The organism is Cupriavidus sp. FW305-27 (assembly GCF_058787995.1).
This window is the reverse complement of the sequence record NZ_JBYTAG010000092.1, coordinates 1-21,766: the sequence shown is the minus strand read 5'-3', so window position 1 is coordinate 21,766 and position 21,766 is coordinate 1. Positions and strand designations below refer to the sequence as shown.

General features: G+C 67.4%; 21 protein-coding genes. 14 read left to right on the top strand and 7 right to left on the bottom strand.

Features of this window, described 5'->3' with window-relative positions:
• Nucleotides 1-127 precede the first annotated feature (127 nt).
• From AC3WRI_RS30265 to AC3WRI_RS30205, 13 genes are all read left to right on the top strand, one after another.
• Nucleotides 128-661 (top strand): DUF3305 domain-containing protein, encoded by a 534-nt coding sequence (locus AC3WRI_RS30265; RefSeq protein WP_010813854.1) that lies wholly within the window; start codon nucleotides 128-130, stop codon nucleotides 659-661.
• Nucleotides 662-688: 27 nt separating this feature from the next.
• Nucleotides 689-1,279: a DUF3306 domain-containing protein gene (locus tag AC3WRI_RS30260; protein ID WP_010813853.1), complete on the top strand. Its 591-nt coding sequence runs from the start codon at nucleotides 689-691 to the stop codon at nucleotides 1,277-1,279.
• Nucleotides 1,280-1,380: 101 nt separating this feature from the next.
• Entirely contained in the window at nucleotides 1,381-3,546 is a 2,166-nt protein-coding gene (locus AC3WRI_RS30255) for a 4Fe-4S binding protein (RefSeq protein WP_492294683.1), read from the top strand.
• 35 nt (nucleotides 3,547-3,581) lie between these two features.
• Nucleotides 3,582-4,214, top strand: coding sequence for a TorD/DmsD family molecular chaperone (locus AC3WRI_RS30250; protein ID WP_010813851.1), 633 nt, complete (start codon nucleotides 3,582-3,584; stop codon nucleotides 4,212-4,214).
• 199 nt (nucleotides 4,215-4,413) lie between these two features.
• Nucleotides 4,414-4,629: a hypothetical protein gene (locus tag AC3WRI_RS30245; RefSeq protein ID WP_010813850.1), complete on the top strand. Its 216-nt coding sequence runs from the start codon at nucleotides 4,414-4,416 to the stop codon at nucleotides 4,627-4,629.
• A 71-nt stretch (nucleotides 4,630-4,700) separates the two neighbouring features.
• Entirely contained in the window at nucleotides 4,701-7,733 is a 3,033-nt protein-coding gene (locus tag AC3WRI_RS30240; protein ID WP_058696733.1) for a molybdopterin-dependent oxidoreductase, read from the top strand.
• Between the two features lie 15 nt (nucleotides 7,734-7,748).
• Complete coding sequence (fdh3B, locus tag AC3WRI_RS30235) at nucleotides 7,749-8,426, top strand: formate dehydrogenase FDH3 subunit beta (protein WP_010813848.1); 678 nt, start codon at nucleotides 7,749-7,751, stop codon at nucleotides 8,424-8,426.
• A complete protein-coding gene (locus AC3WRI_RS30230) occupies nucleotides 8,423-8,659 on the top strand; it encodes a hypothetical protein (RefSeq protein WP_010813847.1) in 237 nt (78 codons plus the stop codon). Before fdh3B ends, AC3WRI_RS30230 begins: the two co-directional genes overlap by 4 nt.
• A 64-nt stretch (nucleotides 8,660-8,723) precedes the next feature.
• On the top strand, nucleotides 8,724-9,932 hold the full coding sequence (locus AC3WRI_RS30225; protein ID WP_010813846.1) for a formate dehydrogenase subunit gamma: 1,209 nt from the start codon (nucleotides 8,724-8,726) through the stop codon (nucleotides 9,930-9,932).
• A 34-nt stretch (nucleotides 9,933-9,966) separates the two neighbouring features.
• Nucleotides 9,967-10,356 (top strand): hypothetical protein, encoded by a 390-nt coding sequence (locus tag AC3WRI_RS30220; protein ID WP_439668181.1) that lies wholly within the window; start codon nucleotides 9,967-9,969, stop codon nucleotides 10,354-10,356.
• A gap of 63 nt (nucleotides 10,357-10,419) precedes the next feature.
• Nucleotides 10,420-11,250, top strand: a complete 831-nt coding sequence (locus AC3WRI_RS30215; protein ID WP_010813844.1) for a formate dehydrogenase accessory sulfurtransferase FdhD — start codon at nucleotides 10,420-10,422, stop codon at nucleotides 11,248-11,250.
• Between the two features lie 96 nt (nucleotides 11,251-11,346).
• Nucleotides 11,347-11,913, top strand: a complete 567-nt coding sequence (gene dcd / locus AC3WRI_RS30210) for a dCTP deaminase (RefSeq protein ID WP_010813843.1) — start codon at nucleotides 11,347-11,349, stop codon at nucleotides 11,911-11,913.
• A gap of 150 nt (nucleotides 11,914-12,063) precedes the next feature.
• A complete protein-coding gene (locus AC3WRI_RS30205; RefSeq protein WP_010813842.1) occupies nucleotides 12,064-14,337 on the top strand; it encodes an arginine/lysine/ornithine decarboxylase in 2,274 nt (757 codons plus the stop codon).
• Between the two features lie 67 nt (nucleotides 14,338-14,404).
• Here AC3WRI_RS30205 and AC3WRI_RS30200 read toward each other — a convergent pair whose 3' ends face one another.
• From AC3WRI_RS30200 to AC3WRI_RS30170, 7 genes are all read right to left on the bottom strand, one after another.
• On the bottom strand, nucleotides 14,405-14,821 hold the full coding sequence (locus AC3WRI_RS30200; protein ID WP_011615916.1) for a type II toxin-antitoxin system VapC family toxin: 417 nt from the start codon (nucleotides 14,819-14,821) through the stop codon (nucleotides 14,405-14,407).
• Complete coding sequence (locus tag AC3WRI_RS30195; RefSeq protein ID WP_010813840.1) at nucleotides 14,808-15,044, bottom strand: FitA-like ribbon-helix-helix domain-containing protein; 237 nt, start codon at nucleotides 15,042-15,044, stop codon at nucleotides 14,808-14,810. Before AC3WRI_RS30195 ends, AC3WRI_RS30200 begins: the two co-directional genes overlap by 14 nt.
• A 343-nt stretch (nucleotides 15,045-15,387) precedes the next feature.
• Nucleotides 15,388-17,103: a TRAP transporter large permease gene (locus tag AC3WRI_RS30190; RefSeq protein ID WP_010813839.1), complete on the bottom strand. Its 1,716-nt coding sequence runs from the start codon at nucleotides 17,101-17,103 to the stop codon at nucleotides 15,388-15,390.
• Nucleotides 17,104-17,115: 12 nt separating this feature from the next.
• Nucleotides 17,116-17,718 carry a TRAP transporter small permease subunit gene (locus tag AC3WRI_RS30185; protein ID WP_011615914.1) on the bottom strand — a complete coding sequence of 201 codons (603 nt, stop codon included), beginning with the start codon at nucleotides 17,716-17,718 and terminating at the stop codon, nucleotides 17,116-17,118.
• 289 nt (nucleotides 17,719-18,007) lie between these two features.
• Nucleotides 18,008-19,426, bottom strand: a complete 1,419-nt coding sequence (gene argH, locus AC3WRI_RS30180) for an argininosuccinate lyase (protein WP_058696732.1) — start codon at nucleotides 19,424-19,426, stop codon at nucleotides 18,008-18,010.
• 143 nt (nucleotides 19,427-19,569) lie between these two features.
• A complete protein-coding gene (locus tag AC3WRI_RS30175) occupies nucleotides 19,570-20,322 on the bottom strand; it encodes an anti-sigma factor (RefSeq protein WP_010813836.1) in 753 nt (250 codons plus the stop codon).
• Nucleotides 20,319-20,915 (bottom strand): sigma-70 family RNA polymerase sigma factor, encoded by a 597-nt coding sequence (locus AC3WRI_RS30170; RefSeq protein ID WP_010813835.1) that lies wholly within the window; start codon nucleotides 20,913-20,915, stop codon nucleotides 20,319-20,321. Before AC3WRI_RS30170 ends, AC3WRI_RS30175 begins: the two co-directional genes overlap by 4 nt.
• 160 nt (nucleotides 20,916-21,075) lie before the next feature.
• Between AC3WRI_RS30170 and AC3WRI_RS30165 the strand changes: the two genes are divergently transcribed.
• Complete coding sequence (locus tag AC3WRI_RS30165) at nucleotides 21,076-21,702, top strand: ferritin-like domain-containing protein (protein ID WP_010813834.1); 627 nt, start codon at nucleotides 21,076-21,078, stop codon at nucleotides 21,700-21,702.
• The last annotated feature ends 64 nt before the right edge of the window (nucleotides 21,703-21,766 follow it).

Genomic DNA, 21,766 nt, shown 5'->3' with positions numbered 1-21,766 from the left:
GCCGGGATGTACCGCGCCATCGCGCGCAAGGTGGCGATCAAGGTCGCCGACAAGGCGCGCGACATGACCAGCAAGTTTCCGAGTATCGTGGTGCAAAACACCTGAGCGCGCGCCGCGCGCAGCAACCATGGAAAGCCAGCCTGCCCCCGACCTGCCGGCACCCGCTGCCCGCCCCGCCGTCACCATGGCGGTGGTGATGCGCAAGGTCGCGCTGGCCAACCGCTGGCAGCCGTGGAAGTGGGAGCTGGACGCGGTGCTGCCGGACCTTGGCGAGTTCGGCACGCACCCCGTGTGCCTGGAGCATGACGCCCACGGCGCGCACTGGCTCTACCCGGGCTTCGAGGTGACGTTGTTCCGCGACCAGGGCGAAGGCTATTACCTGAACCTGACCTCGACCACGCCGTGCTGGTTCGTGCTGTGGCGCATGCCAGAGGACGACGGCGCTGGCGAAGAGGCCCATCCGGTGCCGATGACCGTGACGCTGTCGTACAACGAGGCCGGCCGCTGGCTCGATGCCGGCGAGACCGTCGAGAACGTGCCGCTGGCGCCCGAGCAGCGCGAGTGGCTGCAGGCCTATGTCGACCAGCACTACCGGCCCGAGCCCAAGCAGCGGCGCCGGCCCGAATCCTTCAAGGCGCCGGAAGACCGCGCCCGCTACTGATCCTGACGACCTGAGCTTGCCCTGCCGATGAGCGATTCGTCCTTCCTGTCGCGCTGGTCGCGCCGCAAGGCCGCGGTGCGGGAGGGCGTGCCCGTGCCGGCAGAACCGGCACCACCGGCGCATGCCGAAGCCGTCCCCGCGGCCACCGGGGCAGCACCCGAAGCGCCGCAAGTACCGGCCCCGACGCTGGAGGACGTGGCCGCGCTGCGCCCCGGCGACGAGATCGCCCGGTTCGTGGCCCGCGGCGTGGATGAGTCAGTCAAGCGCGCGGCGCTGAAGACGCTGTTCGCCGATCCGCACTTCAAGGTCATGGACGGGCTCGACATCTATATCGACGACTACAGCAAGCCCGACCCGATCCCGCCGGAGATCCTGCGCCAGCTGCGCCAGTCCGAGACCCTGGGCCTGTTCGAGCCGACCGACGAGGAACGCGCGGCGGCACAGGCCGCGGCCGCCGCCGCGGGGCCTGTGGATGTACCGCCGGCGGCGCCCGCCGAGTTCGCCGAATCCGGCGAGACCGCCGACACTACGGACATACCCGCACCAGTCGAAACGCCGCAGCAAACTGTAAGTCAAAGCGCAGAACAGGGCCCGCAAGACCCGGATAAATGCGCGTAGCCTCACAGGTGCAGCGCAGCCTACAATAGGCATCCCCACAATCCGCCGGCCCGCAGACCCCTCGCCAAGAAGGACGTCCGGACCGGTCAGCCGCATTCGCCATGCCGACGCTGATCTGCAACTGCAACGACACCATGCCGCTTGACGGGGCGGCATTGTCCGAAGCAACCAAGGACGCCAACCAGGGCCCCTTGAAGGTCCATCGCCTGCTGTGCCGGCGCGAGATCGGCGACTTCACCGCCGCGCTCGACGGCACCGACGACGTCATCGTCGCCTGCACCCAGGAACGCCAGCTATTTACCGAAGTCGCGGCGCAGGCCGCGCAGGGCAGCGATGGCCGCCCGGTGGTGACCGCGCCGGTGCGCTTCGTCAATATCCGCGAGACCGGCGGCTGGTCACAGGGCGCCCGGCGCGACCCCAAGACCGCCAATGCCAAGATCGCCGCGCTGCTGGCCGTGGCAGCGCTGCCCGAACCTGACCCGGTGCCGGTGGTGGATTACCGTTCCGACGGCGCGGTGCTGGTGCTGGGCCCGGCCCAGCGGGCGCTGCCGTGGGCCGAGCGGCTGGCCGCGATGCAGCTGGAGGTCACGGTGCTGCTGACCGGCAGCGACATGCGTGAAGGCGTCGCGGCGCAGCCTGCGGCGCGCGCCTATCCGGTCCACAGCGGCCGGCAGGCCTCGCTGACGGGCTGGCTGGGCGCGTTCGAAGCCAGCTGGGAGACCGGCGCAGGCCGCAGCAACCCGATCGACCTGGACCTGTGCACCCGCTGCAACGCCTGCATCGACGCCTGTCCCGAGGACGCGATCGACTTCAGCTACCAGATCGACCTGTCGCGCTGCCGCTCGCACCGTGCTTGCGTGCGCGCCTGCGGCGCCGCCGCGGCGATCGACTTCGACCGCCCGCAGGGCACTGTGCAGGGACGCTTCGACCTGGTCTTCGACCTGTGCGACACGCCTGCCTTCACCATGCACCAGCCGCCGCAGGGCTATCTGCACGCCGGCGCCGATGCCGCGCGCCAGCAGGCCCAGGCGCTGATGCTGGCGGGGCTGGTGGGCGAGTTCGAGAAGCCCAGGTTCTTCCGCTACAAGGAAAACCTGTGCGCGCATGGCCGCAACCAGACCACCGGCTGCACCGCCTGCATCGACATCTGCTCGACCGAGGCCATCGGCTCGCGCTGGCATGACGGCAAGGGGCGCATCGAGGTCACGCCCAACCTGTGCATGGGCTGCGGCGCGTGCACCACCGTGTGCCCGAGCGGGGCCATCAGCTATGGCTACCCGGGGCCGGAAGTGACCGGCGCGCGCCTGCGCACGCTGCTGTCAGCGTACCGCCAGGCCGGCGCGCGCGATCCGGTGGTGCTGCTGCATGGCGAGGAATACGGCACGCCCGCGCTGCTGGCACTGGGCCGTTCCGCCCGCGGCGGCAAGGCCAGGGGAGTGCCCGCCAATGTGATGCCGTTGTCGCTGTTCCACCCGGCCTCGGCCGGGCTGGAGCTATGGCTCGCCGCGCTGTGCTGGGGCGCCAGCCGCGTAGCGGTGCTGCTGACCGGCGACGAGGCACCGCAGTACCGCACCGCGCTGCTGGAGCAGATCGCGGTCGGGCGCGCTCTGCTGGCCGGCCTGGGCTATGACGGCGAGGTACTGTCGCTGGTCGAGGCCGCCGATACGCCGGCGCTGGATGCCGGCCTGGCGGCGCTGCGCCCGGGCCGCAACGCAGTGCCGCCGGCGCCGTTCGGCCCCGTCGCGGCCAAGCGCGAGATGCTGGACTTTGTGCTGGATCACCTGGCGCGGCACGCGCCGGTGCCCGCGCCAAGCGTGCCGCTGCCGGCCGGCGCGCCGATCGGCGCGATCGCGGTGGATACGGGCAAGTGCACCATGTGCATGGCCTGCGTCGGCGCGTGCCCGTCGCAGGCGCTGCGCGACAATCCCGAGCGCCCGGTGCTCAGCTTTATCGAGCGCAACTGCGTGCAGTGCGGGCTGTGCGAGAAGACCTGCCCGGAAGACGCCATCAGCCTGGTGCCGCGCCTGCTGGCCGGCGACGCGGCGCGCCGCCCGGTGACCCTGAACGAGACCCAGCCGTTCCATTGCATCCGCTGCGCCAAGCCGTTCGGCACGGCGCAGATGGTGGAGTCGATGCTGGTGCGCCTGGCCGGCCATCCGGCCTTTGCCGGCGCCGCGGCCGAGCGCCTGAAGATGTGCCCTGACTGCCGCGTCATCGACATGATAGAGCGCGATACGGGAACCGCCACCGGCGCCACGCTGCGCTGACAGCGGCCAGGCCACCCAGGACAAATCATCACGACATGACAGATTTCCAGCCGATCCAGCTCACCGCCGCGCCGCCCGCCGACGATGCCGAAGACACCGCCCGCGCCGACCTCTACGGTCTGCTTGCCACGCTGTTCTACCACGCGCCCGACGCCGCGCTGCTGCACCACATCGCCGCCAACCGCGCCGTGGGCGAGGACGCGAACACCGTGCTGGGCAAGGCGTGGAACGCATTGTGCGACGCAGCATCGGAGACCACGGCGGCCGAGGCCGAGGACGAGTACCGGCAGCTGTTCGTGGGCGTGGGCCGCCAGGATGTGTTCCTGTACGGCTCCTTCTACATGACCGGTTTCCTGAACGAGCGCCCGCTGGTGGCGCTGCGCGAAGACCTGGCCCGCTACGGCCTGGAGCGCCATGAAGATGTCAGCGAAACCGAGGACCATATCGCCACGCTGTGCGAGGTGATGCGCTTCCTGGTGGCGGGCGACGACCTGGCGGTGTCCAACCTGGGCGAGCAGCAGCGTTTCTATGCGCAGCACCTGCAGCCCTGGGTGGAGCGATTGTGCGATGCAGTGACGACGCACCCGCAGGCGCGTTTCTATCGCAGCGTGGCAGGCTTGCTGGGCGCGTTTGCCGGCGTGGAAGCGATGGCGCTCGAGATGCATTGAGCGGGCGGCATTGAATATCGGCGCGCTTCGAGGCTTCTTTAGCGCAGCGGGCCCAAGGCGGCCATTTACACGAAAATGGGTTGGAAAGTAGGGAAAAACCCGTGCATATCATGGTCTTTCCTGCTAGTTGATTCTAGAATATGCATAACAACGCATAACGGCTAAAACCATCGGGCTTGGACAGCCGAGGAGCCCCCACATGACACAGAAGCAAACCAGGGTCGCGCGCCGCACGTTTCTCGCGGGCGCTGGAGTTGTGGCTGCCGCTACGGGTGCGGCAGCGCTGACCGCGCGCGGTCCGGCCATGCCGGACCAGGCCGCAGCTCTGCCGGAACCCACCGATCCTCCGTCGGCCAGCAAGGGTTACCGGGTCTCTGACCACATCCGCAAGTACTACCGGACCACGCTGGTGTAGCTGCCAGGGCGGTGTGGTCTGCCGCACCGCCTGCAACCGGACGCGACCTGCGTCCGCATCTGAGGTGAGACATGATCTTGACCCGCAAACGCGCGGCGCAGGGCGCATCCGCCCGCCTCGCTGACGGCCTGGCCAACCGGCCTGAACATGCCGGCGCAGCCTCCGGCCGACTCTCGCAGCGGCTCGCGGCCAGCCTGGCCGGCGCGATGCCGACCATGGACCGCCGCAGCTTCCTCAAGCGCTCTGGCATCGGCGTCGGTGCCGGGCTGGCGGCCTCGCAGCTGACGCTGATCCGCAAGGCGGACGCAGCCGACGACAAGAAGGCGGCTGCCGACGGCAAGACCGGCATCGTGGTCAGGCGCACCGTGTGCGGCCACTGCTCGGTCGGCTGCGCGGTCGACGCGGTGGTGCAGAACGGCGTGTGGATCCGCCAGGAGCCGGTGTTCGATTCGCCCATCAACCTGGGCGCGCACTGCGCCAAGGGCGCGGCGCTGCGCGAGCACGGCCACGGCGAATACCGCCTCAAGTACCCGATGAAGCTGGTCAACGGCAAGTACCAGCGCATCAGCTGGGACCAGGCGCTGGACGAGATCACCGCGAAGATGAAGGAGATCCGCCAGCAGACCGGCCCGGACTCGATGTTCTTCGTCGGCTCGTCCAAGCACAGCAACGAGCAGGCCTACCTGCTGCGCAAGTGGGTGTCGTTCTTCGGCACCAACAACACCGACCACCAGGCGCGCATCTGTCACTCCACCACCGTGGCGGGCGTGGCGAATACCTGGGGATACGGGGCGATGACCAACTCGTACAACGATATGCAGAACGCGAAGGCAGCGCTGTATATCGGCTCCAACGCGGCCGAGGCGCACCCGGTATCGATGCTGCACCTGCTGCACGCCAAGGAGAACGGCTGCAAGGTGATCGTGGTCGATCCGCGTTACACGCGCACCGCGGCCAAGGCGCAACACTATGTGCGCATCCGCTCGGGTACCGACATCGCGTTCCTGTTCGGCATGCTGTACCACATCTTCCAGAACGGCTGGGAAGACCAGAAGTACCTGCAGGACCGCGTCTACGGCATGGACAAGGTCAAGGAAGAGGTCATGGCCAAGTGGACGCCCGACAAGGTCGAGGAAGTCTGCGGCGTGCCCGAGGCGCAGGTGAAGATGGTGGCCGAGATCATGGCCAAGAACCGTCCCAGCACGCTGGTGTGGTGCATGGGTCAGACCCAGCACACCATCGGCAACGCGATCGTGCGGGCCTCGTGCCTCGTGCAGCTGGCGCTGGGCAATATCGGCGTGGCGGGAGGCGGCGCCAACATCTTCCGCGGCCATGACAACGTGCAGGGCGCCACGGACGTGGGCCCCAACCCGGACTCGCTGCCGGGCTACTACGGCCTGGCCACCGGCGCGTGGAAGCACTACGCCGCGGTGTGGGGTGTGGACTATGAATGGATCAAGAAGCAGTTCGTCTCGCAGGCGATGATGGAGAAGTCCGGCACCACGGTGTCGCGCTGGATCGATATCGTCACCGAGAAGAACGAGCTGATCGACCAGGACAACAACGTGCGCGGCGTGTTCTTCTGGGGCCATGCCCCGAACTCGCAGACGCGCGGCCTGGAGATGAAGAAGGCGCTGGACAAGCTCGACCTGCTGGTGGTGGTCGACCCCTATCCGTCGGCGACCGCGGCCATGGCCAACATGCCGCCGGCCGAGGGCGACAAGGTCAACCCGAACCGCGCGGTCTACCTGCTGCCGGCCTGCACGCAGTTCGAGACCTCGGGCACGTGCACCGCGTCGAACCGCTCGCTGCAATGGCGCGAGAAGGTCATCGAGCCGCTGTTCGAGTCGATGCCCGACCATACGCTGATGCAGGCGTTTGCCGACCGGCTCGGCTTTGGCAAGGAGCTGTCGAAGAACATGAAGCTGATCGAGGTGAAGCGCGCCGGCCGCACCTGGATGGAGCCGGAGCCAGAATCGATCCTGCGCGAGATCAACGCCAGCAACTGGACCATCGGCTACACCGGCCAGTCGCCGGAGCGGTTGAAGGCGCATATGCGCAATATGCAGATGTTCGACGTCAAGACGCTGCGCTGCAAGGCGGGCAAGGACCCGGTGACCGGCTACGACCTGACCGGCGACTACTTCGGGCTGCCGTGGCCGTGCTACGGCACGCCGGAACTGAAGCACCCGGGCTCGCCCAACCTGTACGACACCAGCAAGCACGTGATGGACGGCGGCGGCAACTTCCGCGCCAATTTCGGCGTGGAGCGCGACGGCGTCAGCCTGCTGGCGGAGGACGGTTCGTATTCGCTGGGCGCTGAGATCACCACCGGCTATCCGGAGTTCGATCATGTGCTGCTGAAGAAGCTGGGGTGGTGGGACGACCTGACCGATGCCGAGAAGGCCAAGGCCGAAGGCAAGAACTGGAAGACCGACCTGTCGGGCGGCATCCAGCGCGTGGTGATGAAGAACCATGGCTGCCACCCGTTCGGCAACGCCAAGGCGCGCGCGGTGGTATGGAACTTCCCCGACGCGATCCCGCAGCATCGCGAGCCGCTGTACTCCACGCGCCCGGACATGGTCGCCAAGTACCCGACCCACGACGACAAGATGGCGTTCTGGCGGCTGCCGACGCTGTACAAGTCGGTGCAGCAGCGCAATATCGAGAACAAGGTCTATGAAAAGTTCCCGATCATCCTGACCTCCGGGCGGCTGGTCGAGTACGAGGGCGGTGGCGAAGAAACCCGCTCCAACCCGTGGCTGGCCGAACTGCAGCAGGAGAACTTCGTCGAGATCAACCCGCGCGCGGCGTCCGACCGCGGTATCCGCAACGGTGACTTTTGCTGGGTGAAGACGCCCACCGGGGCCCGCATCAAGGTGCGCGCGCTGGTGACCGAGCGGGTGGGGCCCGATACCGCGTTTATCCCGTTCCATTTCTCGGGCTGGTGGCAAGGCAAGGACCTGAAGGACTACTACCCCGCGGGCGCGATGCCGGTGGTGCGGGGCGAGGCGGTCAACACGGCCACCACCTACGGCTATGACTCGGTGACGATGATGCAGGAAACCAAGACCACCGTTTGCCAGATCGAGCGGTTTGCCTAAGCGCAGAGGGACACCATGGCACGCATGAAATTTATCTGTGACGCCGAGCGCTGCATCGAGTGCAACAGCTGCGTCACTGCCTGCAAGAACGAGCACGAGGTGCCCTGGGGCGTGAACCGGCGCCGCGTGGTCACCGTCAACGACGGCATGGTCGGCGCCGAGAAATCGATCTCGGTGGCCTGCATGCACTGTTCGGACGCGCCCTGCATGGCGGTCTGCCCGGTCGACTGCTTCTACCGCACCGAGGACGGCGTGGTGCTGCACGACAAGGACGTCTGCATCGGCTGCGGCTACTGCTCCTACGCCTGCCCGTTCGGCGCGCCGCAGTTCCCGTCGACCGGCACCTTCGGCGTGCGCGGCAAGATGGACAAGTGCACCTTCTGCGCTGGCGGCCCGGAAAAGAACGGCTCGGAAGCTGAGTTCGAGAAATACGGCCGCAACCGCCTGGCCGAAGGCAAGCTGCCGCTGTGCGCCGAGATGTGCTCGACCAAGGCGCTGCTGGGCGGCGACGGCGATGTGATCGCCGACATCCTGCGCAACCGCGTGATCAAGCGCGGCACCGGCGGCGACGTGTTCGGCTGGGGCACGGCCTACGGCACCGCCAAGGGCGGCGCGGCCCAGCCGGCCCAACCGGCACAGCCGGCGCCCGCTGCACCGGCCGCACCCGCGGCCCCGGGAGGGCAAGCGTCATGAACCGCGTCCGCGTTGTTGCATTGGTGTCGCTGTGCGGCGTGCTGCTGGCAGCTTGCGGCGAGAAGCCGCAGACCATCAGCCCGTCGCACCGCAAGACTGACGCCCAGGCCTACCAGGGCGCCCCGGATGATCCGTTCGTGGCCAAGGGCTGGAAGCAGGGCGACAAGACCAGCTGGGACAACCAGATTCGCCAGCGCAACCAGTTGCAGAACGAGTACAACCGCACGCAATGAAGGCGCTGCAGCTGGGCCGCCCCGGCAGCCGGGCGCTGGCCCTCGACGATCCGAAGGAGTGCACATGACGCCGTCGCAGAATGCATGCCGCGCAGGCTGGCGGCGCTGGCTCAGCGCCGGCGCGCTGGCGCTGGCGGCCTTTGCCGGCACCGCCGCCGCACAGGCGCCGGCCTCGGCACCGCCGGCACCGGCCGCCGCGCAGGCCAATGCCGACACCAACAACCCGGCCACGCACCCGGTCCAGCCGCTGGCCGGCATCGCATCCGAGAATATCTTCAACATACCGCGCCGCGATATCGCCGCCGAGGCCCAGTCGCAGCAGCAGCGCACCGTCACGCAGCCCGGCAACAATGCGCCGGTCTGGCGCGAGGTCAATTCCGACCAGCGCCACTACAGCAGCCTGCCCGACAAGGAAGCCGGCGTGCTGATCCAGCGCACCGGGCAGCAATGGCGCCTGTTCCGCAACGGCGTCATCACCGTCTGGGGCGGCTGGCTGCTGCTGGTGGTGCCGCTTGCCATCCTGGGCTTCTTCCTCTGGCGCGGCGCCATCCCGCTGCGCACGCCGCGCACCGGCCGCATGATCGAGCGCTTCACGCCGCTTGAGCGCATTGTCCACTGGACCATGGCGATCTCGTTCGTGGTGCTGGCGGTGTCGGGCATCGTGCTGCTGCTGGGCAAGCATTTCCTGCTGCCGCTGATGGGCCACATGCTGTTCGGCTGGCTGACCTACGTGCTGAAGAACCTGCACAACGTGATCGGCCCGATCTTCACGCTGTCGGTGATCGTGGCCTTCGTGGTGTTCGTGCGCGACAACCTGCCCAACCGCGACGACATGCGCTGGGTCACCAGCCTTGGCGGCCTGGCGTCCGGCAAGCATGTGCCGAGCGGGCGCTTCAATGCCGGCGAGAAGATGTGGTTCTGGATCGGCGTGTTCGTGTTCGGGCTGGTGCTGTCGGCATCGGGCTGGGTGCTGGACATGATCGTGCCAGGCATGGACTACTACCGCGCGACCATGCAGATCGCCAACGTGATCCATGGGATCTCGGCCGTGCTGATGATCGCGATGGCGTGCGGCCATATCTACATGGGCACGGTCGGCATGGAAGGCGCCTACCGCGCCATGCGCGACGGCTGGGTGGACGAGGCCTGGGCCAAGGAGCACCACGAGCACTGGTACGACGACATCAAGTCCGGCAAGATCCCGGCCCAGCGTTCGGCCAGCCCGGAAGCCGCCGCGGGGCGCAACACCCGGCATACCCCGGGCGAAGCCTGAGGCGGGCTGCCAACCAGACCATGCGGAACCCACGATGACGATGACACGCACCCTGACGCTGGTTGCCCTGTGCGCGGGCGCCACCCTTGCCACCGGCGCGCTGGCCAAGCTGCCGCCGCCGACCGAGGCCCAGCAGGCCAAGGCCGCTGAGACCAAGGCGCGCGCCGCCTGGGCCGACAAGGTCGCCGCCTACCAGTTGTGCCGCGCGCAGGACAAGACCGCGGCGCGTTACTTCGCCGAGCGCAAGGCCCACGGCCAGGAAACCCGCGCGCCGTCGCAAGCCGCCGCGTGTGCCGATCCGGGCCCGTTTGTGGCGCCGGCCGCCGCTGCGCCGGCCGCCCCGGCGCCAGCCGTGGCCAGCACCGCGGCCGACGCCAAACCAGCCGCGGCCGGCGCGGTACAATCCCCTGCAAAGGCGCCGTAACCACAGCCCCATGCACGCCGCGCGCGGCGCGGGGCCCTCACCAGCAGTCCCGAGCCCCTCGTCATGACCCTGCGTCCCGAGCTTACCCAGGCAGCCGTTCCCCTGATCGAAGAGGTTGAAGTCGTCGACGAGCAGGGCCGCGTGCGCGCGGCCTACCTGCCGGGCGAGCGTCCGCTGACGGTCTACCTCGACAAGCGCGAGCTGGTCACGCTGATGACCCTGGGCGGCGCGCCCGAGCACCTGGTGCTCGGCTACCTGCGCAACCAGCGGCTGGTGGAATCGATCGAAGACATCGCCGCGGTGCAGGTCGACTGGGAAACCGAGTCCGCCGCCGTGACCACGCGCAATGGCGTGGACCGCATCGAGGAACGCACCGCGCGCCGCGTGGTGACCACCGGCTGCGGGCAAGGCACCGTGTTCGGCTCGCTGCTCGATGAGGTCGACAACATCCGCCTGCCGGTTGGCGCCACGCTGGACCAGGACACCCTGTACGGCATCATCGACACCATCCGGCTGCAGCAGTCGGTCTACAAGCAGGCTGGCTCGGTGCACGGCTGCGCGCTGTTCCAGGGCACCGAGCTGCTGATGTTCATCGAGGACGTGGGCCGCCACAACGCCGTGGACGCCATCGCCGGGCGCATGTGGCTGGAAGGCATGACGGGCAGCGACAAGATCTTCTACACCACCGGGCGCCTGACTTCAGAGATGGTGATCAAGGGCGCGCAGATGGGCATCCCGTTCCTGCTGTCGCGCTCGGGCGTGACGCAGATGGGCTACCAGATGGCCCGGCGCGTCAACCTGACGCTGTTTGCGCGCTGCACCGGCAAGCACTTCCTGCTCTACACCGGGCGCGAGCGCTTCCGCCACCGGCTGCCTGAAGACGCGGTGGCGTAAGCGGCACTTGGTTGTTTGCGTTTGCATAAAGGGGTGGGCGCGATTGGTTGTACAATGCGGCGCACTCCGAGCCAGTGTGTTTACCCTCCCAACCTTATGAGCATCAAATCCGACAAGTGGATCCGCCGCATGGCGGAGCAGCACGGCATGATCGAGCCGTTCGCGCCAGGCCAGGTCCGGGAGCAGGACGGGCGCAAGATCGTTTCGTACGGCACCTCGAGCTACGGCTACGACATCCGCTGCGCCGACGAATTCAAGATCTTCACCAATATCAACAGCACCATCGTCGATCCGAAGAATTTCGACGAGAAGTCGTTCGTGGATTTCAAGGGCGATGTCTGCATCATCCCGCCCAATTCGTTCGCGCTGGCGCGCACGATGGAATACTTCCGGATCCCGCGCAGCGTGCTGACCATCTGCCTGGGCAAGAGCACCTACGCCCGCTGCGGCATCATCGTCAATGTGACGCCGTTCGAGCCGGAGTGGGAAGGCTATGTGACGCTGGAGTTCTCCAACACCACGCCGCTGCCCGCCAAGATCTACGCCGGCGAGGGTTGCGCCCAGGTGCTGTTCTTCGAGAGCGACGAAGTCTGCGAGACCTCGTACCGTGACCGCGGCGGCAAGTACCAGGGCCAGCACGGTGTCACACTGCCGAAGACCTGAGCGCATTACAATGCCGGCGTTTGCCGGAAGGCTGGCCCCGAGAATGGCCGCCACACCTGACGTCAGAGCCACATGTCGCCGCAGCGGGGAACCTCCTGCCGGCCATGTGGCTCAAGTCCTTTATGTCCTGCTTTCCATCAAGGATGCCCGATGAAATTCCGTTTCCCCGTCATCATCATTGACGAAGACTTTCGCTCCGAGAACATCTCCGGCTCGGGCATCCGCGCGCTGGCCGAGGCGATCGAGAAAGAGGGCATGGAGGTCATGGGCCTGACCAGCTACGGCGACCTGACGTCGTTTGCGCAGCAGTCCAGCCGGGCATCGACCTTTATTGTCTCGATCGATGACGACGAGTTCACGCGCGACGGCGATGACCAGCTCGAGGCCGCCGCCATCGAAAAGCTGCGCGCCTTCGTCACCGAAGTGCGCCGCCGCAACTCGGACCTGCCGATCTTCCTGTACGGCGAGACCCGCACCTCGCGCCACATCCCCAACGATATTCTGCGCGAGCTGCACGGCTTCATCCACATGTTCGAGGACACGCCGGAATTCGTGGCACGCCACATCATCCGCGAAGCCAAGGTCTACCTCGACACGCTGGCGCCGCCGTTCTTCAAGGCGCTGATCGACTACGCGCAGGACAGCTCGTACTCGTGGCACTGCCCGGGGCACTCGGGCGGCGTGGCTTTCCTGAAGAGCCCGGTGGGCCAGGTGTTCCACCAGTTCTTCGGCGAGAACATGCTGCGCGCCGACGTCTGCAACGCGGTCGATGAACTGGGCCAGCTGCTGGACCACACCGGCCCGGTGGCCGCGTCGGAGCGCAATGCCGCGCGCATCTTCAACTCCGACCACATGTATTTCGTCACCAACGGCACCTCCACCTCGAACAAGATGGTGTGGCATGCCAACGTGGCGCCGGGCGACATCGTGGTGGTGGACCGCAACTGCCACAAGTCGATCCTGCACGCGATCATGATGACGGGCGCGATCCCGGTCTTCCTGATGCCCACGCGCAACCACTACGGCATCATCGGCCCGATCCCGAAGAGCGAGTTCGATCCGGAGACGATCAGGAAGAAGATCGCCAACCACCCGTTCGCCAGCAAGGCCAAGAACCAGAAGCCGCGCATCCTGACCATCACCCAGGGTACGTACGACGGCGTGCTGTACAACGCCGAGCAGATCAAGGAAATGCTGGCCGCCGAGATCGATACGCTGCACTTCGATGAAGCCTGGCTGCCGCATGCGGCCTTCCACGACTTCTATCGCAATATGCACGCGATCGGCAAGGACCGCCCGCGCAGCAAGGACGCGCTGGTGTTCGCCACCCAGTCGACGCACAAGCTGCTGGCCGGCCTGTCGCAGGCCTCGCAGATCCTGGTGCAGGATTCCGAGACGCGCAAGCTCGACCGCTACCGCTTCAACGAGGCGTACCTGATGCACACCTCGACCAGCCCGCAGTACTCGATCATCGCCTCGTGCGACGTGGCCGCGGCGATGATGGAAGCGCCGGGCGGCACCGCGCTGGTGGAAGAAAGCATCCAGGAGGCGATGGATTTCCGCCGCGCCATGCGCAAGGTCGAGGGCGACTACGACGACGGCAACAACGGCGACTGGTGGTTCAAGGTGTGGGGCCCGGACGCACTGATCGAAGACGGCATCGGCGACCGCGAAGAGTGGATGCTCAAGGCCAATGAGCGCTGGCACGGCTTCGGCGACCTCGCCGACGGCTTCAACCTGCTCGACCCGATCAAGGCCACCATCATCACCCCGGGCCTGGACGTGGACGGCGAGTTCAGCGAACGCGGCATCCCGGCGGCCATCGTCACCAAGTACCTGGCCGAGCACGGCATCATCATCGAGAAGACCGGGCTGTATTCGTTCTTCATCATGTTCACTATCGGCATCACCAAGGGCCGCTGGAACTCGCTGGTGACCGAGCTGCAGCAGTTCAAGGACGACTACGACCAGAACCAGCCGCTGTGGCGCGTGCTGCCGGAATTCGTCGCCAAGCACCCGCAATACGAGCGCATGGGCCTGCGTGACCTGTGCGATGCGATCCACAGCGTGTACAAGGCCAACGACGTGGCCCGTGTGACGACGGAGATGTACCTGTCGGACATGGAGCCGGCGATGAAGCCGTCGGACGCCTGGGCCATGATGGCGCACCGCGAGATCGAGCGCGTGCCGGTCGACGACCTGGAGGGCCGCGTCACCGCCATCCTGCTGACGCCGTACCCGCCGGGCATTCCGCTGCTGATTCCGGGCGAGCGCTTCAACCGCACCATCGTGCAGTACCTGAAGTTCGCGCGCGAGTTCAACAAGCTGTTCCCTGGCTTCGAGACCGACATCCACGGCCTGGTCGAGGACGAGGTCGACGGCAAGACGGCGTACTTTGTCGACTGCGTGAAGCAGGGCGGCTGAGCGCCAGTCCGCGTTCCGCTGACGTGAACAGGGCCCCGCTATGCGGGGTCCTTTCTTTTGGGGGGGGCTAGGTGAACGGATTCAGCAGCATCGCGCCCGTGCCGCGGAAATCCTCAACATTGCGCGTGACAATGGTCAGGTCATGGATCAGCGCGGTGGCGGCAATGAACTTGTCCAGCGCGTGCTCAGGCCGCGGCGCGCGCAGCTGGCCCCAGACCTGGGCGACGTCGGCATCGACAGGCAACACCAGCCGGCCAAAATCCTCCAGCACGGTCGCCAGCCATTGCTCCAGCAGCTCGGCCTGCGCCGTATCGCCGCGATGGCGGATCAGCGCTACGCCACGCTGGAGCTCGCCCACGGTCAGCGCCGACAGGTAGAGCGCGGCACCTTCCCGCGCCGCCTGCCGGAAGAACGCGCGCACGCCGGGGTTGGCGCGCTCGCGCTTGCGCGTTTCGCTGATGACGTTGGTATCAATCAAATACACGCGGCGCCTCGCCTGGATTCTGGATCCGCTCGAAGTCGGCGTCTTGCCCGACGTCCGGGATGCTGGCCAGCACCTCGGCCAGGCTGCGCCGGCGCGTGCCGCCCAGCGCCTGCGCCAGGATGGCGCGGTGTTCGGCCTCGGCGCTGCGGCCGTTGGCGACGGCCCGCTCGCGCAGGCGCTGGACCAGGGATTCATCGATGCCACGAACGAGTAGTGTTGCCATCTTGAGCTCCTCACCATCGGATGGAGCAAGGATAGCATTGTTATCAATACGGCGGTCACGTATCGACGGCAGGCTGTGCATCGTTGCCGTGTCCGGCCGGTACAAGGGTGTGGTGGGCATGGTGGCTCTCCTGGGGGTCAGTCTGCTGAACACAGGAGCCAGTCTGGGCCCCGCCGGAGCGCCGGTCGATGAGCCGATTCGCAATCGCGCGCCATGCCTTGCGGCGACACCAAAGCGCCACCGCGCCACCACCGCCGGACGGCGCCGGGGTGGACCCGCGCCAATGAAAAAGCCCCGCGTTGCCGCGGGGCTTGCCAGGCTTGCGCGTCCCCGGGGAGCTGGTTCAGCGCTTCTTTTCGAACTCAAACTGCGGCGCGGCCGATTCGCTTTCCGCGGGCGGCTGTGTCGGCAGCTCCAGCGATCCGCCAGCGGCGGGCTGCGACCCCGGTGCCGGTACCGACAGGCTCGGCGCCGGCTTGGGGCTGGTGCCTCCCAGGTCGAGGCTCAGGTCGCGCGTGATGCTGCGATCCTGTGCCTTTTGCGTGCCGGTGCTGACCAGGCCGGGGAAGACGATGATCAGCGCCACCATCACCAGCTGGATGACCACGAACGGCACCGAGCCCCAGTAGATATCCGAGGTCTTCACCTCGCGCGGCGCGACTGAGCGCAGATAGAACAGCGAGAAGCCGAACGGCGGGTGCATGAACGAGGTCTGCATGTTCACGGCCAGCAGCACGCCGAACCAGATCAGGTCGATGCCGAGCTTGTCCGCCACCGGGCCGACCAGCGGCACCAGGATAAAGGCCAGCTCGAAGAAGTCCAGGAAGAACGCCAGCAGGAAGAACAGCACGTTCACCGCGATCAGGAAGCCGGCCTGGCCGCCGGGCAGCGCGGTCAGCAGGTGCTCCACCCAGATATGGCCGTCCACGCCGTAGAACGTCAGCGAGAACACGCGCGCGCCGATCAGGATGAAGATCACGAAGGCCGACAGCTTGAGCGTCCCTTCCATCGCCTGCCGGGTCAGCCCCAGGTCAAGGCGGCGCTTCATCAGCGCCAGCACCAGCGCGCCGAGCGCACCCATGCCGCCGCCTTCGGTCGGCGTGGCCACGCCGACGAAGATCGTGCCGAGCACCAGGAAGATCAGCGCCAGCGGCGGGATCAGCACGAAGGTGACCTTCTCGGCCATGCGCGACAGCAGGTTCAGCTTCAGCGCCTTGTTGATCACCGCCAGCACGAAGGCGAACAGGATGGCCGCGCCGACCGAGATCACCAGCCGCTCATCCAGCGGTGCCTCGGGCTTGTACATCTTGTCCACCGCCACGCCCACCACGATCGACAGCGCGGTCAGCACCAGCACCGAGGTGGCGCCGCTCTTGCCGCTGGGTTCGCGGAAGGTGCGCGCCTCGAGCGGCAGCGCCGGCGCCGCGGCTGGCTTGATCAGCGTGATCAGCAGCACGTAGCCCATGTACAGGCCGGTCAGCACCAGGCCCGGCACGAACGCGCCCTTGTACATGTCGCCGACCGAGCGGCCGAGCTGGTCGGCCAGCACGATCAGCACCAGCGACGGCGGAATGATCTGCGCCAGCGTGCCCGACGCGGCGATCACACCCGACGCCAGCCGCTTGTCGTACTTATACTTCAGCATCAGCGGCAGCGAGATCAGCCCCATCGAGATCACCGAGGCCGCCACCACGCCGGTGGTCGCTGCCAGCAGCGCGCCGACGAAGATCACGGCATAGGCCAGGCCGCCGCGGATCGGGCCGAACAGCTGGCCGATGGTGTCGAGCAGGTCCTCGGCCATGCCTGAGCGTTCCAGGATCAGGCCCATGAAGGTGAAGAACGGGATCGCCAGCAGCGTGTCGTTCTCGATGATGCCGAACAAGCGGCTGGGCAGTGCCTGCAGCAGCGCGGGCTGGAGCAAGCCCAGCTCGATGCCGACGAAGGCGAACAGCAGACCGTTGGCGGCCAGCGCGAAGGCGATCGGAAAACCCGACAGCAGGAATATGACCAGCGTGCCGAACATGATCGGCGCCATGTTTTGGATCAGGAATTGCGTCATCGTAGGCGCCTGTTATTGTTTTGCCGACGGGCCGGGGCGATTGGCGTCCGCTATCGTCGCGGCGATTTCCGCTGCGGGGTCGATCGAATGCTTGCGGAATGCGGAGGCCGGCAGCAGGCCCTTCAGGTAGGCGAAGCGCTTGATCAGTTCGGACAGGCCTTGCAGGATCAGCAGGAAGAAGCCAGCCACGATCAGGAACTTGGCCGGCCAGCGGATCAGGCCGCCGGCATTGCCCGACATTTCATGGCCGACGTAGGACAGCCAGAAGTAGGGGATCGACAACCACAGAATGATCAGCGTGATCGGCATCAGGAAGAAAATGATGCCAAAGACGTCGATCCACGCCTGGGCGCGCTCGGACAGGCGGCCGGCAATGACGTCGATGCGGACATGCTCGTCGCGGCGCAGCGTGTAGGGCGCACCGAGCAGGAACACACCGGCGAACATATACCACTGCAGTTCGAGCCAGGCATTGGAGCTGATGCTGAAGGTGTAGCGAATGATGGCGTTGCCTGCGCAGACCAGTACGGCCAGCAGGATCAGCCATTTCGCCCACTGCCCGATGAAATCAGTCACGGCGTCGATAAGCCGCGAGATCCTCATAAGGAAAGACATGTGATCGTCCTAGGGATTTTGGGGATACAGGGGTGGCGCGTTAGTCTACGGTGTTAGCCGCTCCGTATCTTTAGGGTGAATCCCCAGTGCATCACATTTGCACCGATTTCCGCACCAATTAGGTGCGGTTTTCGATGGGATTCGGATATTTCAAGGCCGAATGTTTACCGGCGGAGAATGACCGCTACTTGCCATAAACCATAGCTAATACGTGCGTTTGCACACAGAAAATCAGAACGGGAGCTTGTTGCTCCCGTTCATGGCCGGCGGGTTACCCCTGAAGCGGGGGTCAGCCGTTCAGCGTCTTGCGTGCCTCGGCGATGGCGGCGCGCACCTGCGCCGGCGCCGTGCCGCCGATATGGTCGCGCGCGGCGACCGAGCCTTCCAGCGTCAGCACCGCGTGCACGTCGTCGCCGATCAGCGCGGCCTTGTCGCCCAGGCCCGAGACTTCGCGCAGCTCGGCCACGCTCAGGTCGGCCAGGTCGCACTGGCGGCTGTCGCAGGCGCGCACCGCGTGGGCCACGGCCTCGTGCGCGTCGCGGAAGGGCAGGCCCTTCTTGACCAGGTAGTCGGCCAGGTCGGTGGCGGTGGCGTAGCCCTGCAGCGCGGCGGCGCGCATCGCTTCCGGCTTGACGGTGATGCCCGGCACCATGTCGGCGAAGATGCGCAGCGTGTCCACGATGGTGTCGACGGTGTCGAACAGCGGCTCCTTGTCTTCCTGGTTGTCCTTGTTGTACGCCAGCGGCTGGCCCTTCATCAGCGTCAGCAGGCCGATCAGGTGGCCGTTGACGCGGCCGGTCTTGCCGCGCGCCAGTTCGGGCACGTCGGGGTTCTTCTTCTGCGGCATGATCGAGCTGCCGGTGCAGAAACGGTCGGCGATGTCGATAAAGCCCACGCGCGGGCTCATCCACAGCACCAGTTCTTCCGAGAAGCGCGACACGTGCGTCATCACCAGCGCGGCGGCGGCGCAGAATTCAATGGCGAAGTCGCGGTCCGACACGGCGTCCAGCGAGTTGCGGCACACGCCGTCGAAGCCAAGCTGCTGCGCCACGAACTCGCGGTCGATCGGGTAGCTGGTGCCGGCCAGCGCGGCCGCGCCCAGCGGCAGGCGGTTGACGCGCTTGCGGCAGTCGGCCATGCGCTCGGCATCGCGCGTGAACATCTCGTTGTAGGCCAGCAGGTGGTGGCCGAAGGTCACCGGCTGCGCCACCTGCAGGTGGGTGAAGCCGGGCAGGATGGTGTCGGCGTTCTGTTCGGCCAGGTCCAGCAGCGCGGCGCGCAGCGCGCCCAGCAGCACCATGATGTTGTCGATCTCGCTGCGCAGCCACAGGCGGATGTCGGTGGCGACCTGGTCATTGCGCGAGCGGCCGGTGTGCAGGCGCTTGCCGGCATCGCCCACCAGCGCGGTCAGGCGCGCCTCGATGTTCAGGTGGACGTCTTCCAGGTCCAGCTTCCACTCGAAGCCGCCGGCCTCGATCTCGGCCTTGATCTGCGCCATGCCGCGCTCGATCTCGGCGCGGTCGGCCTCGGCGATGATGCCCTGCTTTGCCAGCATGGCCGCGTGGGCCAGCGAGCCTTGGATGTCGAACAGGGCCAGGCGCTTGTCGAAGAACACCGAGGCGGTGTAGCGCTTCACCAGGTCGGACATCGGTTCGGAGAAGCGGGCGGACCAGGCTTCGCCTTTCTTGGCAAGTTGGGAGGTGGACATGGACGTCGGCTGCAGTGGCTCGCGCGGGCAGGCGCCGGCGTGCGGACGGCGGCGGGCGCGAGAAATTGGGAAACGGCGATTATATCGCCCGCCGGCCCGCTGGCGGCACTGGGTGGCGCTGGCCGGCCCGGCAGCCCCGATCATCAGAGCCGGCTGTGGATCACAGGCCCCTTGAACACCACCGGGCCGCTTGGCCCGTCGGCATTGGGCGAGCCGCCCGGCGGCTCGATGCTGACCGCCAGCGCGGGCACCGCCGCGGGCAGTTGCGCCAGCGCCAGCCGGGCTTCGGGTGCCCGCCCGATCACGCCGAGCGACTGCGGCTTGCCGCCCGCAGGCAGTGCCCACAACTGCAGTACCTGCTGGTCGCTCAGGGCCAGGTGATCCAGGCGGCGCACGATCAGGCTGCGTGCGCCGGCGTCCCACGACACCAGCATCGCAGGCTGGGCACGGTCGTCGTTCAGCACGGCGAGGACCTCGGCCGGCGCCGCCTGATCCTGCCGGGCCAGCTGGATGCCGATGCCGACGGCCAGCACCGCCACCATGGCCATTGCCGCCGCGGCGCCGCGCCAGAACACCGGGGCCGACCACAGGCGCTGCCACCAGCCGTCCGCGGGGCGGGTGTCAGGCGCCGGGCGGTCCGGCTGACTGGCCGGATCTGCCATTTTCCAGCCGAGGCGATCCTCGATCCCGCACCAGACCTTGTCGACCGGCTCGGCGGCCGCCTGCAACTCGGCCACGCCCGCCAGCCGCGCCTGCCAGCGGTGGATCGCGGCGCGCACCGCGGGCTCTTCGCGCGCGAGTTGTTCCAGGCGTCGGCGTGCGCCGCCGCGCAGCACCCCCAGCGCGTACTGCGCGGCGATGCGGTCGAGCAGGTCGGGATGGCTGGCCAGCTTCATGCCGCGCCCTCCATGCAGCTGCGCAGCCGCTCCAGGCCGCGCCGGATCCAGGACTTGACCGTCCCCAGCGGCGCGCGCAGGCGGGCGGCCAGCTCGGCGTGGCTCAGGTCCTGCAGGTAGGCCAGCATGATGGCCTGGCGCTGCGGCTGCTCCAGGCGCTGCAGGCAGCGGTTGAGCGCGCGTGCCTGCTGGCTGGCATCGGCCAGTTCCGCGGGCCCGGCGGTGTCGTCGGCCAGCCATTCGCCCAGGTCTTCGTCAAGCTCGACCGTCTGTCCGACGCGTGCCGCGCTTGCCCGGCGCAGGCAGTCCAGCGCGCGGTTGCGCACGATCGCGGTCATCCAGGTCATCGGCGCGGCCAGGTGCGGCCGGTAGTCGCCGGCGTGGTGCCAGATGCTGACAAAGCTTTCCTGCACGACATCCTCCGCCCAATCGCGCCTGCCAGTGATACGCAGCGCAAGGCCAAACAGTTTCGTCGCGGTGAGGTCATAGAGGCCGCGCAGCGCCTGCCGCTCGCCGATGGCCACGGCCTGGAGCAGGGCCGCAAGCCGCTCGGCGCCGGGCGGCGCGGCGTAGGTTTCGGCGGAAGGGGACACCGGAGAGGGGGGCACCGGGGCGTCTCGCGAAAGGGTGTTGCCGGATTATAGGCACGACCTTGCATCCGATTGGCCCCGGCGTGCGTATCAGGTGGCAGGCGCACGATGGCGGCCCCGGGCTGCGGGCCGCGGCGCCGTTGATCCCACACAGGAGAACATCATGGAACGCATGCGCACCACTGCGGTCACGACAGATCCGACCGATTCCCTTGACCGCATTGTGACCGCGCCCGATGCGCGCCGCCGCGGGCTGCTCAAGGCGCCGGGGCTGTTCGCGCTGGGCTCGCTCGCCGTCATCAGCCTTGGCGAGTCCATGCCGGCCTGGGCGCAGACCCAGTCGGGCAGCACCAGGGACGACATCAATATCCTGAACACCGCGCTGGGACTGGAATACCAGGCGATCGCGGCTTACCAGGTGGGCGCGGAAAGCGGCCTGCTGCAAAAGCCGGTGCTTGCCACCGCGGTCAAGTTCCAGGACCACCACAAGGCGCACGCGCAGGTGCTGGCCGGGACGGTGTCAAAGCTGGGCGGCACCCCGGTGGTGGCGAAGAAGGCGTCGGAATACACCTTCCCGACTGACAAGCTGAAGACCCAGGCCGATGTGCTGCGCTTTGCCGCGGGGCTGGAGAAGGGCGCCACCGCCGCCTACCTGGGCGTGCTGCCGAACTTCCACAACCGCGAACTGACCCGCGCCGCCGGCAGCATCCTCGGGGACGAGGCGATGCACTGGGCGGTGCTGCTGCACGCACTGGGTGAGGATCCGGTGCCGGGGGCGTTTGTGGGGTGAGGGGTCAGACTGGCGCCATTTGAAAGAGCTGCCGCCCGATGTGGACGCGCCCCTCTACCCCCCC